The 13,982-nt window shown below is 41.2% G+C and carries 13 protein-coding genes; 3 read left to right on the forward strand and 10 right to left on the reverse strand.

Going from position 1 to position 13,982, the window contains the following annotated elements:
- Positions 1 to 23: 23 nt before the first annotated feature.
- The 5 genes from CPG39_RS04020 to CPG39_RS04040 form a co-directional block, all read right to left on the reverse strand.
- Positions 24 to 1,382 (reverse strand): HlyD family type I secretion periplasmic adaptor subunit, encoded by a 1,359-nt coding sequence (locus tag CPG39_RS04020; protein ID WP_231990390.1) that lies wholly within the window; start codon positions 1,380 to 1,382, stop codon positions 24 to 26.
- A 61-nt stretch (positions 1,383 to 1,443) separates the two neighbouring features.
- Complete coding sequence (locus tag CPG39_RS04025) at positions 1,444 to 3,228, reverse strand: type I secretion system permease/ATPase (RefSeq protein WP_096292159.1); 1,785 nt, start codon at positions 3,226 to 3,228, stop codon at positions 1,444 to 1,446.
- A gap of 75 nt (positions 3,229 to 3,303) precedes the next feature.
- Positions 3,304 to 4,188: an NAD-dependent epimerase/dehydratase family protein gene (locus CPG39_RS04030; RefSeq protein WP_096292161.1), complete on the reverse strand. Its 885-nt coding sequence runs from the start codon at positions 4,186 to 4,188 to the stop codon at positions 3,304 to 3,306.
- On the reverse strand, positions 4,185 to 5,096 hold the full coding sequence (locus tag CPG39_RS04035; RefSeq protein ID WP_096292162.1) for a glycosyltransferase family 2 protein: 912 nt from the start codon (positions 5,094 to 5,096) through the stop codon (positions 4,185 to 4,187). Before CPG39_RS04035 ends, CPG39_RS04030 begins: the two co-directional genes overlap by 4 nt.
- A gap of 1,046 nt (positions 5,097 to 6,142) precedes the next feature.
- On the reverse strand, positions 6,143 to 7,303 hold the full coding sequence (locus CPG39_RS04040) for a DNA-binding response regulator (RefSeq protein ID WP_096292164.1): 1,161 nt from the start codon (positions 7,301 to 7,303) through the stop codon (positions 6,143 to 6,145).
- Between the two features lie 638 nt (positions 7,304 to 7,941).
- Between CPG39_RS04040 and CPG39_RS04045 the strand changes: the two genes are divergently transcribed.
- The 3 genes from CPG39_RS04045 to CPG39_RS04055 all read left to right on the forward strand — a co-directional run bounded on the left by CPG39_RS04045 (position 7,942) and on the right by CPG39_RS04055 (position 9,874).
- Positions 7,942 to 8,142, forward strand: coding sequence for a Rho-binding antiterminator (locus CPG39_RS04045; protein WP_231990434.1), 201 nt, complete (start codon positions 7,942 to 7,944; stop codon positions 8,140 to 8,142).
- A 72-nt stretch (positions 8,143 to 8,214) separates the two neighbouring features.
- Positions 8,215 to 9,288 (forward strand): A/G-specific adenine glycosylase, encoded by a 1,074-nt coding sequence (mutY, locus tag CPG39_RS04050; protein ID WP_096292168.1) that lies wholly within the window; start codon positions 8,215 to 8,217, stop codon positions 9,286 to 9,288.
- A 10-nt stretch (positions 9,289 to 9,298) separates the two neighbouring features.
- Positions 9,299 to 9,874 carry a 5-formyltetrahydrofolate cyclo-ligase gene (locus CPG39_RS04055; RefSeq protein WP_172424078.1) on the forward strand — a complete coding sequence of 192 codons (576 nt, stop codon included), beginning with the start codon at positions 9,299 to 9,301 and terminating at the stop codon, positions 9,872 to 9,874.
- A gap of 52 nt (positions 9,875 to 9,926) precedes the next feature.
- Here CPG39_RS04055 and CPG39_RS04060 read toward each other — a convergent pair whose 3' ends face one another.
- The 5 genes from CPG39_RS04060 to CPG39_RS04080 form a co-directional block, all read right to left on the reverse strand.
- Positions 9,927 to 10,541 carry a flavin prenyltransferase UbiX gene (locus CPG39_RS04060; protein ID WP_096292172.1) on the reverse strand — a complete coding sequence of 205 codons (615 nt, stop codon included), beginning with the start codon at positions 10,539 to 10,541 and terminating at the stop codon, positions 9,927 to 9,929.
- A 60-nt stretch (positions 10,542 to 10,601) separates the two neighbouring features.
- The gene (gene hprK / locus CPG39_RS04065) at positions 10,602 to 11,564 is read right to left on the reverse strand and encodes an HPr(Ser) kinase/phosphatase (RefSeq protein WP_096292174.1); all 963 of its coding nucleotides are present in this window, start codon (positions 11,562 to 11,564) and stop codon (positions 10,602 to 10,604) included.
- Positions 11,551 to 12,018 (reverse strand): PTS sugar transporter subunit IIA, encoded by a 468-nt coding sequence (locus CPG39_RS04070; RefSeq protein ID WP_096292176.1) that lies wholly within the window; start codon positions 12,016 to 12,018, stop codon positions 11,551 to 11,553. Before CPG39_RS04070 ends, hprK begins: the two co-directional genes overlap by 14 nt.
- A gap of 122 nt (positions 12,019 to 12,140) precedes the next feature.
- The gene (gene hpf, locus CPG39_RS04075; RefSeq protein WP_013647966.1) at positions 12,141 to 12,464 is read right to left on the reverse strand and encodes a ribosome hibernation-promoting factor, HPF/YfiA family; all 324 of its coding nucleotides are present in this window, start codon (positions 12,462 to 12,464) and stop codon (positions 12,141 to 12,143) included.
- An 18-nt stretch (positions 12,465 to 12,482) separates the two neighbouring features.
- Positions 12,483 to 13,931 (reverse strand): RNA polymerase factor sigma-54, encoded by a 1,449-nt coding sequence (locus CPG39_RS04080; protein ID WP_096292178.1) that lies wholly within the window; start codon positions 13,929 to 13,931, stop codon positions 12,483 to 12,485.
- Positions 13,932 to 13,982 lie beyond the last annotated feature (51 nt).

A 13,982-nucleotide genomic window follows, 5' to 3' on the forward strand; every position in this document is an offset into this window, starting at 1 on the left:
AGAATAAAAAGTAATCATCGCAACTACTCTTCACTTAGAGATGAATGCACACGATCAAGAATGGGTTTAAATAAATAATTCATAAGTGAACGCTCACCTGTTTTGATGAATATTTCTACCGGCATGCCCGCTCGTATTTGTTCATCGGTCAATTGTTTCATACCTTCCGGCGTTACCTTAGCTTTAATACTATAAAATGGAAATCCGCTGTGCTCATCTATAAGTCGATCTGCGGATACCTGAGTAACGATACCGGGAATATTGGGTGTTTTCTTTTGATTGAGAGCAGAGAAAATCAAATCGACTGGAAGGTCAACATGAATTTTGTCAATTAAATGCACAGGCACCTGACCTGTAATGATCAGCATATCATCGCTTGGAACGATATCCATCAATTTGAATCCTGGACTGATTACACCCCCTTTTGTAAATACGTTCATACCGACTACAATACCATCGACGGGAGCTTTAACTTCTACGTTTGCCAATTCAAAATCCTGCCCAATCAGGCGATTACTTAAAGCTTCAGCTTCGCGCTGCACATCGGACAGTGCTTGCCTAACTTCTTTTTGATATTCCTGCAAGCGGTGAATGCGACGTTGTTCGAGCTCTGTAATCTGGCGTTGCGTGCGTCCAATATCTCCAATGCCGGAAGAAATGTCTCCTGTAAGTTGCGTATAAGTTCGCTCAAGCTCCAGAACACGATTGTGGGGAACGAAACCATCCATTGCAAGATCACGTAAACTAAAGAGTTGTTCTTCAAGAAATTTGAGCTGCTGTTTTTTACTCGCCATAGATGCCTCTAATCCCCGCAGCTGTAATTTCAGGCCGGCAGTGCTTTCACCAATTGCAGCGATCTCATGCTGTAAAGCAAGCTTACGAGCTGAAAATAACTGATTCTGAATGCTGATATTATTTGTAACACGCGGATCATTCCCGGATCCAAGCAATTCTTTTGGAAAGGTGATTTCATTAGCGCCATCACGTTCGGCCAATAACCTTGCTTCGATTGCACGCGCTGCATAGAGCTGACTACGAGTTATTTCAGCTTGAGCTTTGATTTGAACATCATTCATGCGTACCAGTATCTGCCCCAGCTTTACATGATCGCCTTCTTTAACCAGAATATCATCGATAATACCGCCAGTTTGATGCTGCACTGCCTGAAGGTGACTCGCCACAGTAACTGTACCCATGACAGGCACCCCTTTATCCAAAGGAGCGATAGATGACCACAGAACAAATCCACAGAATCCTGCCAAAACAATCCACCAGCCAAGTTTGGTATAAGTTGTTTCATCTGTTTTGACTTGAGTGGATAGATCAACCATTGGAACACTTTCAACAATTGATTCTTTTTCTTCAGCAACAAGCTTCATCATTATTCCTATTCGTTGATCGAAGTATTCTCAATATATGATTGAACGGAGTGACACCTTTCGTTTAATTGGTTTTCGTATCATTTGCATCCGCAGTTTGAGAGCCTTGGCTGGCAGTCTGATTTTCAGCTTTCTTTTGTGCCAGTAATGCCTGTTGAGTTTGCTGTTGTTTTGTCAAAGTCTCGATCACTTCTTTGGTAGGGCCAAACATTTTTACCATACCATCTTGCAATAATAATAGCTTGCTGGTCGCACCAAGAATACTGGTTCGGTGTGTAATCAAGACAATAGTTTTCCCACGTTTACGCAAATCAATGAGGGCAGCCAGGAGCGCTTGCTCACCTACATCATCCAGATTTGAATTTGGCTCATCCAGAACGATCAATGAGGGATCATCGTACATTGCACGCGCTAAGCCAATGCGTTGCTTTTGTCCGCCGGAAAGTCCCGCGCCACCACCGCCCAACACTGTATCGTAACCTTCAGGCATATTTAGAATCATCTCATGAACACCGGCTCGTTTAGACGCGAGAATAACCTTCTCTGCGTGAATCTCGCCAAAACGCGCAATATTTTCTGAGACGGTGCCTGCAAATAGCTCAACATCTTGAGGTAAATACCCGATGTACGGACCCAACTCATCTTTATTCCAAAGATAAACATCCGCACCATCCAATCTTACTTTTCCCGAAGCAGCCGGCCATACGCCGACCAATAATCGGGCCAATGTGGATTTCCCGGATCCACTGGGGCCAATAATTCCGAGAACCTCGCCGGCATTCAACGAGAATGAAAGCCCTTTAATAACAGGAATTTTACCACCAGGTGGAGCTGCAGTAACACTTTCGACGTTAATGATACCTGCTGGTTTCGGCAATGCCATCCCCGCTTCACGCGCCGGATTATGTTCAAGTAATTGAGTAAGTCGCTCATAAGCACTGCGTGTACTTCCTATTTGCTTCCACACGCTGATTAATAACTGAACCGGTGCAATGGCTCGACCTAATAGTATCGAACCTGCAATCATCATTCCGGGAGTAATGCTATTCTCTAAAACCAATAGTGCGCCTAACCCCAACATCAGCGACTGCAATGCAACCGTGAAAGATTTAGATAGTGCAGTCATAACACCTGCCTTTTCACTGGCTTCAGCCTGCAAATTAAGAAAACGACTGTGTAATTTATACCAACGGGATTGTATATTGGGCAACATACCCATAGCTTCGATTACTTCAGCATTACGTAAATTATTTGATGCCACATTGGTAGACGCTACAGCCATTGAATTGGCCTCGGCCAAAGGCTTGTGTGATATTTTTTCATTAATGTAAGCAAGCGCAATTAATATAGCCGTGCCGCATAATGCAAAAATACCCAAGCCGGGATGGAACATGAATATCACGAACAAATAAATCGGAAACCACGGCGCATCAAAAAAAGCGAATAAGGCATTGCCCGTTAGAAATTGCCGTAAATTCGTTAAATCTTTCAAAGCTTGCCCAGCATTGCTATCACCCTGCTTCAAGCTTTCTTCAAAAGCGGCAGTATAGACACGTTTATTCAACTTCATATCGAGCTGCGCACCGACCCGGATTAATACAAAACTGCGTATATATTCTAATGCTCCCATAAAAATATAAGCACCTAGCATAATCAACGTTAGCATCAGCAAAGTTGTTTCGTTGCGACTGGTAAGGACACTGTCATAAAGCTGCAACATATAAATGGCCGGCATAAGCATGAGCATGTTAATGACTGCACTGAAAACCCCAATGTTTCTGAAAGCTTTCTTAAAACTTACCAGTACTTGTGCAACCTCATTTTGAGGAGCTCGAAATTTGAATTTCATCTATTATAGCGCCATGATTTAATGTTACCCGATTACAAATATGCAATTTGTTGAATTAATTATAATTGTTGATGATCATTTTTGACCAGGCAAATCTTTTTCAGTCAACTCAAATACTCTAGGAAAAAAATTCAGATCCCGTTGTAAATCTGAGCAATCAAAATTTAGATTCTGATTCATTCGTTCGGCCATCGCTGACGTCCAATCACGATAACGGGGTAACCATCGAATCACCCATGTAACACTCTGAAAAAACCACAGCGGTATCGTCAATATGCGCTGCGGTTGATGCAATACCGCAAAAATCCGATTAACCATTGCACGGTACGTTAAAGTCTCCCCTCCTCCCAAATTGTAAGAACGATTTGCTAAACTTAAAGTGGTAAGTGCCTTAAAACATGCAGTCGCGACATCTTCTGCATGAATCGGCTGCCGCAAACCCTGAGCTGATCCTAATAGCGGAAAGAATCGAAACCGACGAATAAAATGCATCATTTCAGTAATATTTTTATCTCTCCCATACCCATAAATCATTGTTGGCCGCAGAAATATCCATTCTATTTTATGCGCAGTCATCCATGCTTGCACCCTCTCTTCACTTTTGATCAGCCGCATTGCAATTTCTCGCTCTTTGAAATCTGTAGATGAGTTTTTAGTGAAACGACTGGTGGAGGATAATACAACAATCCGACGAGCATCATAGGTTAATAAGAGATCAAAATGTTCTGGTAATATCCAGATGGGAGCAACGCACACCCAAAAAGGAATAGTTTTGTTTTCTGTGGGATCGCTAAAACAACCATTCCTCTCGAACTGCCGCCAAATGATGTGTGGATGATTTTCTGTGAATAAACGACGTGAAAAGGCGGTAATCCGATAATCGTTATGCACTAATTGGCGTAGTAAACATTGGCCAACCAAGCTGGTTGCACCCAGCAATCCGACACGCTGTTCATTCATATTTTTATTTTTATTTTTATTAATCTGTAACAGTATTGTGCAGAAAGAAACATCACGACAACTCCAAAGCGAGACCATACTGCCAGCGAAACTAATCTCATCAGCATCTTAGGATATTGTTGCTGAAAAAATTTCCGATAAAAGCGTAACATTCCTTTATGCTTGTGCCATGTGACAAAGAAAGGCCGGGAGCGGCTGCAGGCTCCTTGATAATGAACCACCGGAGCATCCGGTATGAAAACAATTTTCCATTTCTTTTGTTTGAATCGCATACAAAGATCTAAATCTTCGCAGTGTAAAAAATAATTTTCATCCCACAGACCTACATCATCGATGGCTTCACGCTTTACCAGCATCAATGCACCGGAAATTGCTTCGACTTCAATGGGTCCATGAGGTAATGGTTTGTTATTAAGGTGAAAATCAAGAAACAAATAGGGCCAGAATTTCTCCAGGCGATACAATCCGAAAGCACGCACAAAAGCACGCCAGGGAGTCGGTATGGCTCTCCGCCCCCCGCCTTGTTCGGACCCATCAGGATTAACCAGAAAACCACCGACCATACCAATATGAGTATCTGATTCTATTACCTGAACCATGCGCTGCATTGAATTTTCCTGCAAGATACAATCAGGATTTAGGAAAAGAATAAGTGACTGAGTGGACAATTTAAGACCGGCATTGCAACCTGCAGCGAATCCTACATTATCATGCAGACGAACAATGTGCAGTTTTTCTGATGAAAGCTTATTTTCCAATTCTGTTAAGCTCGTATCAGAAGAAGCATTATCAACCACAACAACTTGCCGAACTTGCTGCAATACTGCATGAACACAACTTGCCAAAAGCGGACCGCTATTATAATTGACGATGACTGCTGTTACCGGTTTGTTGCAGGTGAAATTCAATTAACTTTAACTCCAGTTGCCCTAAGTTTCATAATTAAAAAATGCCCTAAGATTCCTGACCGGGCAATTGACCTGAAAACATTTTTCAATATACGAATATGCGGAGACTACATGTCATTTTACCGTCTTCAGCTTGCCACCGACAGTAAAAAACACCTGCACTCCTAACACCTCATGCACCCTAGCACACATTTTGTCTTGGCACTAACCATTATTTGGAAGCAATACTCAATGTCCAGACTAGGTAATTCTGTTTCCCGGAACCCTAAGATACGCTGCGGTGAATTAGCACGTCCCTTGAAGAAATGAAGACAGCTTTATCGAACTCATTATAGGGAATTGTTCCTTAGAAAAAGATCAATAAAACCTGATAGCACAAGCTAGGTAGGCTTAATAACCGACGTTCCAAACATAATGATAATTACCCCAGTCAAACAAACGCCTACACCAATCAGTGATGGCGGGATGAGCTGCATCTATCTCTCACAATCAACATCCAGCGCCACACAAATATAGACACCGCCAATTTGCAGCATAAATACGTCCTGCAGTCAAAAGATGAAGCGCGAGCAAACAAACAATGCTAAGCTGATAACTGCTAGGAAAAGCGACCAAAGAAAGGCTTACCTTCTTTCAAGCAGAGATAGGCAATAACAACCGATAATCTCCTCCAAAGCGCTCACACCGAATAAACTCATTGTTTTTATGATTTCCATTACTGCAATTTCAGTAAAGGCAATTATTTCTAAGCCATAATTAGCAGAAAAGACTGTAACTTGATCTCAAAAATCTTACTATGGATCAAGAGATCGTTATTAGTGTAAAACAATACTGTATGTATGTAGTGAACAAGCCAAGGTTTAAAAGCTTATTGTTAAAAGCGCCTTGGAAATACTTGTAATTACATTGACAGTAGCCATTGAAACAAAGATTACTGAAAAAATATCTGAGTAGGCTATCCACTGCAGCCCGATCCGATCGATTATTCAGAGCACGCGGGTAATTCTGTATGTTCTAAAAATGAACCGGTGAATTTTAACGTTCAATTACTGAAGGACTTTACTGATAGAGAACCCTGACCGCCGAAAATGCTTTCTGGCATACATAAAAAGGCCAAATCGGTTATTTATACCTAATTTCTTGAAAATTGCGGATAAGTGATTCCGTAATGTATATTCACTCATTTGTAAGTACGCTGCAATCTGTTTATTTTGCTCGCTACCACTGGCTTGAGAAAACACTTTAAGAATTTCGCATTCCTTACGTGTAAGCGCGCTGATCTTTCTAGTATTAATAGAAGGAGAGGCGGTCTTTCTCATATGGAAGTTTTGTAGAAAGGTACGGCTGGCCGTTTCCCGATCAAGCCACAATTCTCCGTCATGAACCTTCTCAATCACTTTAAGTATCGTTTGAATGGATTCCTTTTGATATACAACCCCACGGGCACCTGAAAGTACTGCTTGGTCAATTACTTCCTGATCGCGTATCCTGCAAAAAATTACGATCTTTGTATCACCGTTATTAGCAAACTCAGAAATATAATTTACACAATTAATATCACCCAAATAGATATTGATTATCAAAACATCTGGCTGTTTTTCCAAAATCAACCGTTTGGCAAGAAAAATATTTTCTGCTGACCCAACAACCTCCATTCTTGGTTTTTGGCCATTGATCAGCTTCTCTAATCCCCAAAGCACTATTTGCTGATCATCAACCAACAACACCCGGATGGGGTTTAGAGAAGATTGTTTTGCCAATCTTAAAGATCTATCGATCTCAGCATCATGTCCATTAAAAACAGATTCAGCATTTTGGCAGCTCCTTTCATTACTACATTCCCGAGCTCTATTGCCCAAGACTGAAACTAATGTCATGGTGCGCTGCATGATTGACTGAGTGGTATAGCTTGTAAAATATACACAGAGCTTAGAGTTTCCGATTGATAGGTTAAGCGGATGAGTTACACACAGATTGTCATCATCCAGCTCCATATCAGTCAAAATAAGATCCGGTTTATCAATTTTTACTCTGAATAAAGCTGCTTTATTTGAATTGTAAATGCCGGTAATTTCGTATTCCCATCCTTTAACTATATATTCCAGATTCCCGCCAGAAATATAATCGTGAATTAGGATTAAAACCCGCGGAACTTCTAATTGGTTATGAGAAATTCTCTCCAATGCCGATTCTGTTTTTTTATTCATTGATCTTTGCCTTTAAAGAGTTTTATGACACTACAACTTTTTATTTGCAATAAAGACAAACTCGCGTATATAAACGACTAAGCAAAATGCCTTTAATAGTTTAATACACACATGCTCCATAAGAGGAGAAAAAGTAGCCAGTATCTGGTATGTTAATTCCCCATGTCAGCACAAAAGTTTTAGTGATAAACAAATAAACTGATTTTCAACTTATCTTTTCTTAAAATTTTTACTACGTATCAACAGCCCAGAAGGCATTGAGAGGGATAAAAATGCCTAAGGGCTGTTTTCTTACTTGATGTGTCAGAGAACATAAATCCCGGTTACACTGAGCAAATCTATGTGTAACCATTTCCCACACACAAATGAACTATACGTGGGAAAAAATCCCATGTCAATAATTCTGTAATATTTTTCTGATAAATCTATATGAATGAATGATAACCTCATGTAACACAATAACTTTATGATCCACTTTTGAAGATGCTACTTAGGGTATTAATCCAACATTCTATAAGGCTAATTATTTTTGCAATTAGTCGAGTATATTATGCTGTCTTAAAGCCACTAAAAGGATTAGTAATATGACTGAGAATGCAATCTCGTGTGAGCAGCATGATTTCGTGGAAGTTGCTTGTATGTATCGTTATCGGCTCAGGCTCGTTTTAAAAAACCGGCTAATAATCGAAGGTATAGCAATTGATATAGTCAATTCTCCAGAAAAACAGGAATGTCTTGTTATTGATAATGACTCAAGAGTACAAATCGAGTTAACACAGCTCGTCAGCATGAAAGTACTGACCCCTAACGCTAAGTTTCGTGAAGTTATCTTCGAGTAGAATATTGCAAAAGAACTTTTATTTCCGTATTTCCAATACCCCCACTTATCGAAAAAAACTATCTTTGCCATTATGTCAGTCGTTTCAGAACGCTTAATTATCTGGCATGGTCAACATGGCCGTCATCATTTACCGTGGCAAAAAAGTCGTGATCCTTATGCAATCTGGCTATCAGAAATCATGTTACAACAAACCCAGGTCAATACAGTCATTCCCTATTATGTGCGATTCATGCAGGAATTCCCGACAATTGATAGCCTCGCGCAAGCTTCGCTTGACACTGTACTAAGTCTTTGGAGTGGTCTTGGCTATTATTCGCGCGCACGTAATCTACACATAACAGCCCGCAAAGTAATGCACTACTATCAAGGACAATTTCCTTGCACACGGGAGACTATTCAAAACTTACCGGGAATTGGACGCTCAACAGCAGCCGCAATAGCAGTTTTTTCCTTTGGTCAGCGAGAAGCAATTTTGGATGGCAATGTTAAACGAATCTTTGCACGTTATTATGGAATTTCCGGTTATCCGGGAGAAAACAAGACACAGAATTTGCTATGGAAAAAAGCCGAAGAATCATTACCCGTTCATTATCATAATGGCAAGATCGAAACCTATACTCAAGCGTTGATGGATTTAGGCGCTACCGTTTGTACTCGGCAGGCTCCGCTGTGTAAAATTTGCCCGCTGCAATCGAAATGTGTGGCATTAAAAGAAAACCGCGTGAATCAGCTCCCCGCCGCAAAACCTCGCAGGCCATTCCCGCAGAAAGAAACCATTTTTCTGCTGTTGATGCAAGGACAGAGTATACTGCTGGAACAAAGACCATCTTCAGGTATCTGGGGAGGATTATGGTGTCCACCTGAAATTGGTGTCGGAATAGATGTTATCAGTCATTGTCAGTACAATTTAAATATTGAAGTAAAAGCACCGATTAAGTTGCCAACACTAGACCATCAATTCACACACTTTAAATTACGTATACATCCGCAATTACTACAAGTAACCTCCTCAGAATCGCTGATCACACTGCCCAAATTTATTTGGACCAAACCATCGAATGCGCTTGCAAAAGGTATTCCGGCACCTGTCAGAAAATTAATTAAACAAACTTTCTTGTCTGATCACACTTCGCTTAGGATTTAAATTAGAAACTGTGGAAAACTTATCTGAATGGAAAAAACATCAACGCAAACGATTGATCTCTGCTCGTGAAAATATTCCAGAAAAAACGCATTGGGAATGGAGTCAGGCAATTTCAGGTAATCTTATACAAAAATTGCCCAATCCGCAGCAAATGATTATCGGTATATATTGTCCATTCCGCGGTGAATACGATCCGCGATCCATAGCCCGATATCTTATCCAGAATGGCGCTACGCTTGCATTACCGGAAATCATCGGCAAAGATATCCCCTTATGCTTCCGCGAATGGTCCATAGATACACCGATGAAAAATGGTGCTTACGATATTCCGATCCCAGTTGACACCCAAATTGTCCGGCTGGATGCAGTGATAATCCCCATGGTGGGATTTGATCAGCGAGGCTATAGGTTAGGTTATGGCAGTGGTTTCTTCGACCGCACACTGGCTAGTTATCAGCGACAGCCACTCAGCCTTGGTGTGGCTTTTGAAATGCAACGATTAGAAGATACTTACCCACAAGCGCATGATATCGCGATGCATTATGTAATTACAGAGGCAGGGAACTTTCAAACCAAGAATTATTGACTACTCAATGCTGCAGAATGTTAATCGATATTCCTGTAAAGTAACGGAAGTTTTATCTTTCTGCTCCCCAACGGGCCATCAAAGCATGATCGACTCCCAAATGATCGAGAATTCGGGCAACAACAAAATCCACCATATCCTGTATCGTTTCGGGGCGATGATAAAAACCGGGATTAGGCGGCAGAATTACTGTACCTGCCCGTGCCAATTTGAGCATATTTTCCAGATGAATTACAGAAAACGGCATCTCCCTGGGGACGATGATAAGTAACCGATTTTCCTTTAATACAACATCAGCTGCACGCTCAATCAAATTCTGACTCATACCTGCAGCTATGGCAGCCAAAGTTCCCATGGTACACGGACAAATAACCATTGCATCAGCCGGATTGGACCCCGAAGCAATGGGTGCAAACCATTCTTCACGTCCAAAAACGCGCAACTGCCCATCTCGAGCATGGAATTGACGAATAAAAAGAGCCTCTGCTTCTTTGGCATTGGCAGGCAGCGTAAAATTCATCTCCTGTTGCGCAACAATCTGTGCCACTTTTGAGTACAGCAGATTAACCTGCTTATCCTTTTGCAACAACATCTCGAGCAAACGAATCCCGTAAGGCATCCCAGATGCCCCGGTCAATGCCAAGGTAATCGTGTGAGGATTTTTCATCGAAATTTACACGGATTTGAGAAACTAGATCAGCTACAAGAAACCAAAGAAAAAAGCACCTTAATGCGAATCCTTATTCTCTAATTGATGATTCATTTCCCGTTCATGACGTTCGATAAACTCTTTCGTACCATCTATTCCACGTAATTGCAAGACATAATTTCGTACTGCTGCTTCCACCAGAACAGCCAAATTACGACCCGCTGCCACCGGAATAATTACCTTCGGAATATCAACATTCATAATTTTTTCAGTAAGATCACTAATCGGCAGTCGCTCCAATAAACCAGAGCCGGCTCCACCGCTATTTTGCAAATGCACAATCAGTTTCATATTCTTCCGGCGCCGCACTGCAGTTTCGCCGAAAATTGTACGGATATTCAGCATGCCTAATCCGCGCACTTCCAAGTAATCCCTCAACATTGGAGGACAGATGCCTTCCAATGTTTCCGGGGCAATACGTCGTAATTCGACAACATCATCCGCTACCAAACCGTGGCCACGACTAATCAACTCCAGAGCCAATTCACTTTTACCGACACCACTTTCCCCTGTTATCAGCACCCCCACGCCCAGTACATCTAAAAACACCCCGTGCAAACTACAGGATGGCGCCAACACGCTACTCAGATAAGTGCGTATTAACCAGATTACTTCCAAGCCAGGAAAAGGGGAATGAAGCAGCGGAATATTAAATGTACTGGCCATATTGAAAATGGGTGCAGGCACTTCAGCATTATCCGCGACAATAATACAAGCCACGTTACTCTGCTGAATAAGTTGATTAATCTTTTTCTCCAGAGAAGCGGCTTCCAGTTTTTTTAAATAGTGAATCTCATCAATGCTAATCACCTGAATCCAATCGGGATGAATAAAATTCAAATGGCCAATCATACCCTGACCTGATTGCGCAATCTTCTCATCGCTCAATTCAATAACGCCGCCATTTTGCCCTGCGATCCAAGTCAGATTAAGCTTTTCTTTCTTATCGTCAAAGAGTTGGGCAATACTAATTCGCGACATTCGGCTTCCAATCAACAATAAGTTTATGAATTGCTGCAGCGTCTTTGCACTGTAAGACACTTTCACGAAATGACTTATCACTGAACATTTGTGCCAGCTCGCTTAAAATCTGCAAATGCTTGTCAGTCGCTTTCTCCGGAACCAGTAAAATACATGCAATATTAACTGGTTGACCATCAGGTGCATCAAATGGCACCCCTTCTTTCATCGTCACCAGAGCCGCTACCGCTTCACGCAATCCCTTTATACGCCCATGCGGAATAGCTACACCTTGTCCCAAACCCGTTGAACCAAGTTTCTCGCGGGCAAACAAACTATCAAAAACCTGGCTGCGAGCAATCTGATTGGTATTCTCAAACAATAATCCAGCTTGCTCAAAAACACGTTTCTTACTAGTAACATCTAAATCGACAATAACATTTGAAACAGATAACAGTTGTGAAATTTGATTCATAGGGAATAAAGTCATTTCATTCAAACGGCAGCATAAAATGCAAGATTTGAACGCAATTAATAGTGTTCACGAAAAATACATTAATTCTATCTGGAAAAATTGGATACCCGAATCAGCTCGAATTATCCAAAATCCTGATCTTTCAATGAACCATGATTTCGGCGTTCAAGATTCTTTTCCTTGTGTTTGAGTATTTGCCGGTCCAATTTATCCACCAAACTGTCTATAGAGGCATACATATCCTCACTGTCGGTTTCAACAAAAATATCTTTACCGCGCACATGTACATTTGCTTCAGCCTTTTGTTTAAGCTTTTCAACCGATAGAATGACGCTGACATCGATCACATGATCAAAATGACGCGTAACCTTGCTGATTTTTGAGGTCACATAATCTCGCATTGCATCAGTAATTTCTACGTGGTTACCTGTAAGTTTAAGGTTCATATTTTTCCTTTATTCGAATTAAATTGATTTGCGAAGATTGGCTGCAGGAATCTGTAACGATTCCCGGTACTTCGCAATGGTACGACGTGCAACAACGATTCCTTGTTGTTCAAGAATAGTTGAAATTTTATTATCGCTGAGTGGTTTTTTTGAATTCTCTTCCTGTATCAACTTCTTGATTAATGCACGGATGGCCGTAGCTGAACAAGCTCCGCCAGAATCTGTAGAAACATGGCTTCCAAAAAAATATTTAAGCTCAAAAATACCACGCGGAGTATACATAAATTTTTGTGTCGTTACCCGGGATACTGTTGATTCATGCAGATTTAATATTTCTGCAATTTCCCTTAGTACAAGCGGACGCATCGCAACTTCTCCGTGCTCAAAAAACTGCTGCTGACGTTCTACAATTACACCAGCGACTTTAAGGATAGTGCTTGAACGTTGCTGAACATTTTTAATCAGCCATTTCGCTTCATTTAACTGACTTATGAGACCACGTGCAGAATGATGCTCTTGTTTCAATATATTAGCATACAGATGATTAATATTGAGACGTGGGATTGCACTCATATTAAGATTGGCCAACCAAACTCCATTTCTTTTTACCACTGTGATATCAGGAATAATGTAGCGTTCACTCTGAGAATTAAACTGAATACCAGGCTTAGGATTTAAATTGATAATCAGTTTCCGGATAGCTTTTAGGGTTTGATCATCACATCCCAATAACTTTCTGACTTGCACAAAATCATGTGACGCCAGAATCCCTAAATATTCTTGTACAACTTTTATAGCCTGGGTACGGTAGGTCACTTCACCTGGTAATGCTTGCAGCTGCAATACTAAGCATTCCCTTAGATCACGCGCACCCACCCCGGGTGGATCATATTGCTGCAAGTGCATGAGCGCACACTCCAGATCCTGCAAATCAATCCCCAATTCTGCGGGTAGCAAATCCACCAGTTCGACCAAGTCTTGCAATAAATAACCATCGTCATTCAAGCTGTCAATCAACAATCCGACAATTTTTCTTTCATGTTCGGAGATTGGACTTAAGGACGCTTGAAAATTCAAATGTTCACGTAAACTTAGTGGTTTATCAGGAACCTGCAGTGATTCCCTATCGTCATCCTCAAAGGTATTATGAAGAGAAATATTTTCTTGCAACCATTCAGAATCCGATTCAAAATTTTCTTCCGATATGATGTCGGCATCAGATTCGCCCCCTTCGATTGAAGCGCTCTCAGAATCCACGGAATGGGGAGATTCTACAGATTCAGATGAATTATTCGCCTCAGATGAACTCCAATCATCGCGCAATTCCAACAACGGATTTTCCTGCACAATACGCTCGATCTCTTGATTCAACTCAAGTGTTGATAACTGCAACAGTCGGATGGATTGCTGTAACTGAGGAGTTAGCTTCAGTTGCTGAGTCAGCTTGAGTTGGAGTGTTGGCTTCATAATCCCGAAAAAACAACTGTTACTAATTGATGCAACATCAATTCCTTCTTT

This window comes from Nitrosomonas ureae (assembly GCF_900206265.1).
GTDB classification, from domain to species: Bacteria; Pseudomonadota; Gammaproteobacteria; order Burkholderiales; family Nitrosomonadaceae; genus Nitrosomonas; species Nitrosomonas ureae_C.

What these genes read in the sequence shown, in the direction of transcription:
- CPG39_RS04060 (WP_096292172.1), bottom strand. Translation starts at nt 10,541, where the DNA reads ATGAAAAATCCTCACACGATTACCTTGGCATTGACCGGGGCATCTGGG.
- mutY (WP_096292168.1), top strand. Translation starts at nt 8,215, where the DNA reads ATGTCAGTCGTTTCAGAACGCTTAATTATCTGGCATGGTCAACATGGC.
- hprK (WP_096292174.1), bottom strand. Translation starts at nt 11,564, where the DNA reads ATGTCGCGAATTAGTATTGCCCAACTCTTTGACGATAAGAAAGAAAAG.
- CPG39_RS04070 (WP_096292176.1), bottom strand. Translation starts at nt 12,018, where the DNA reads ATGAATCAAATTTCACAACTGTTATCTGTTTCAAATGTTATTGTCGAT.
- CPG39_RS04030 (WP_096292161.1), bottom strand. Translation starts at nt 4,188, where the DNA reads ATGAATGAACAGCGTGTCGGATTGCTGGGTGCAACCAGCTTGGTTGGC.
- CPG39_RS04040 (WP_096292164.1), bottom strand. Translation starts at nt 7,303, where the DNA reads ATGAATAAAAAAACAGAATCGGCATTGGAGAGAATTTCTCATAACCAA.
- CPG39_RS04020 (WP_231990390.1), bottom strand. Translation starts at nt 1,382, where the DNA reads ATGATGAAGCTTGTTGCTGAAGAAAAAGAATCAATTGTTGAAAGTGTT.
- hpf (WP_013647966.1), bottom strand. Translation starts at nt 12,464, where the DNA reads ATGAACCTTAAACTTACAGGTAACCACGTAGAAATTACTGATGCAATG.
- CPG39_RS04025 (WP_096292159.1), bottom strand. Translation starts at nt 3,228, where the DNA reads ATGAAATTCAAATTTCGAGCTCCTCAAAATGAGGTTGCACAAGTACTG.
- CPG39_RS04045 (WP_231990434.1), top strand. Translation starts at nt 7,942, where the DNA reads ATGTATCGTTATCGGCTCAGGCTCGTTTTAAAAAACCGGCTAATAATC.
- CPG39_RS04080 (WP_096292178.1), bottom strand. Translation starts at nt 13,931, where the DNA reads ATGAAGCCAACACTCCAACTCAAGCTGACTCAGCAACTGAAGCTAACT.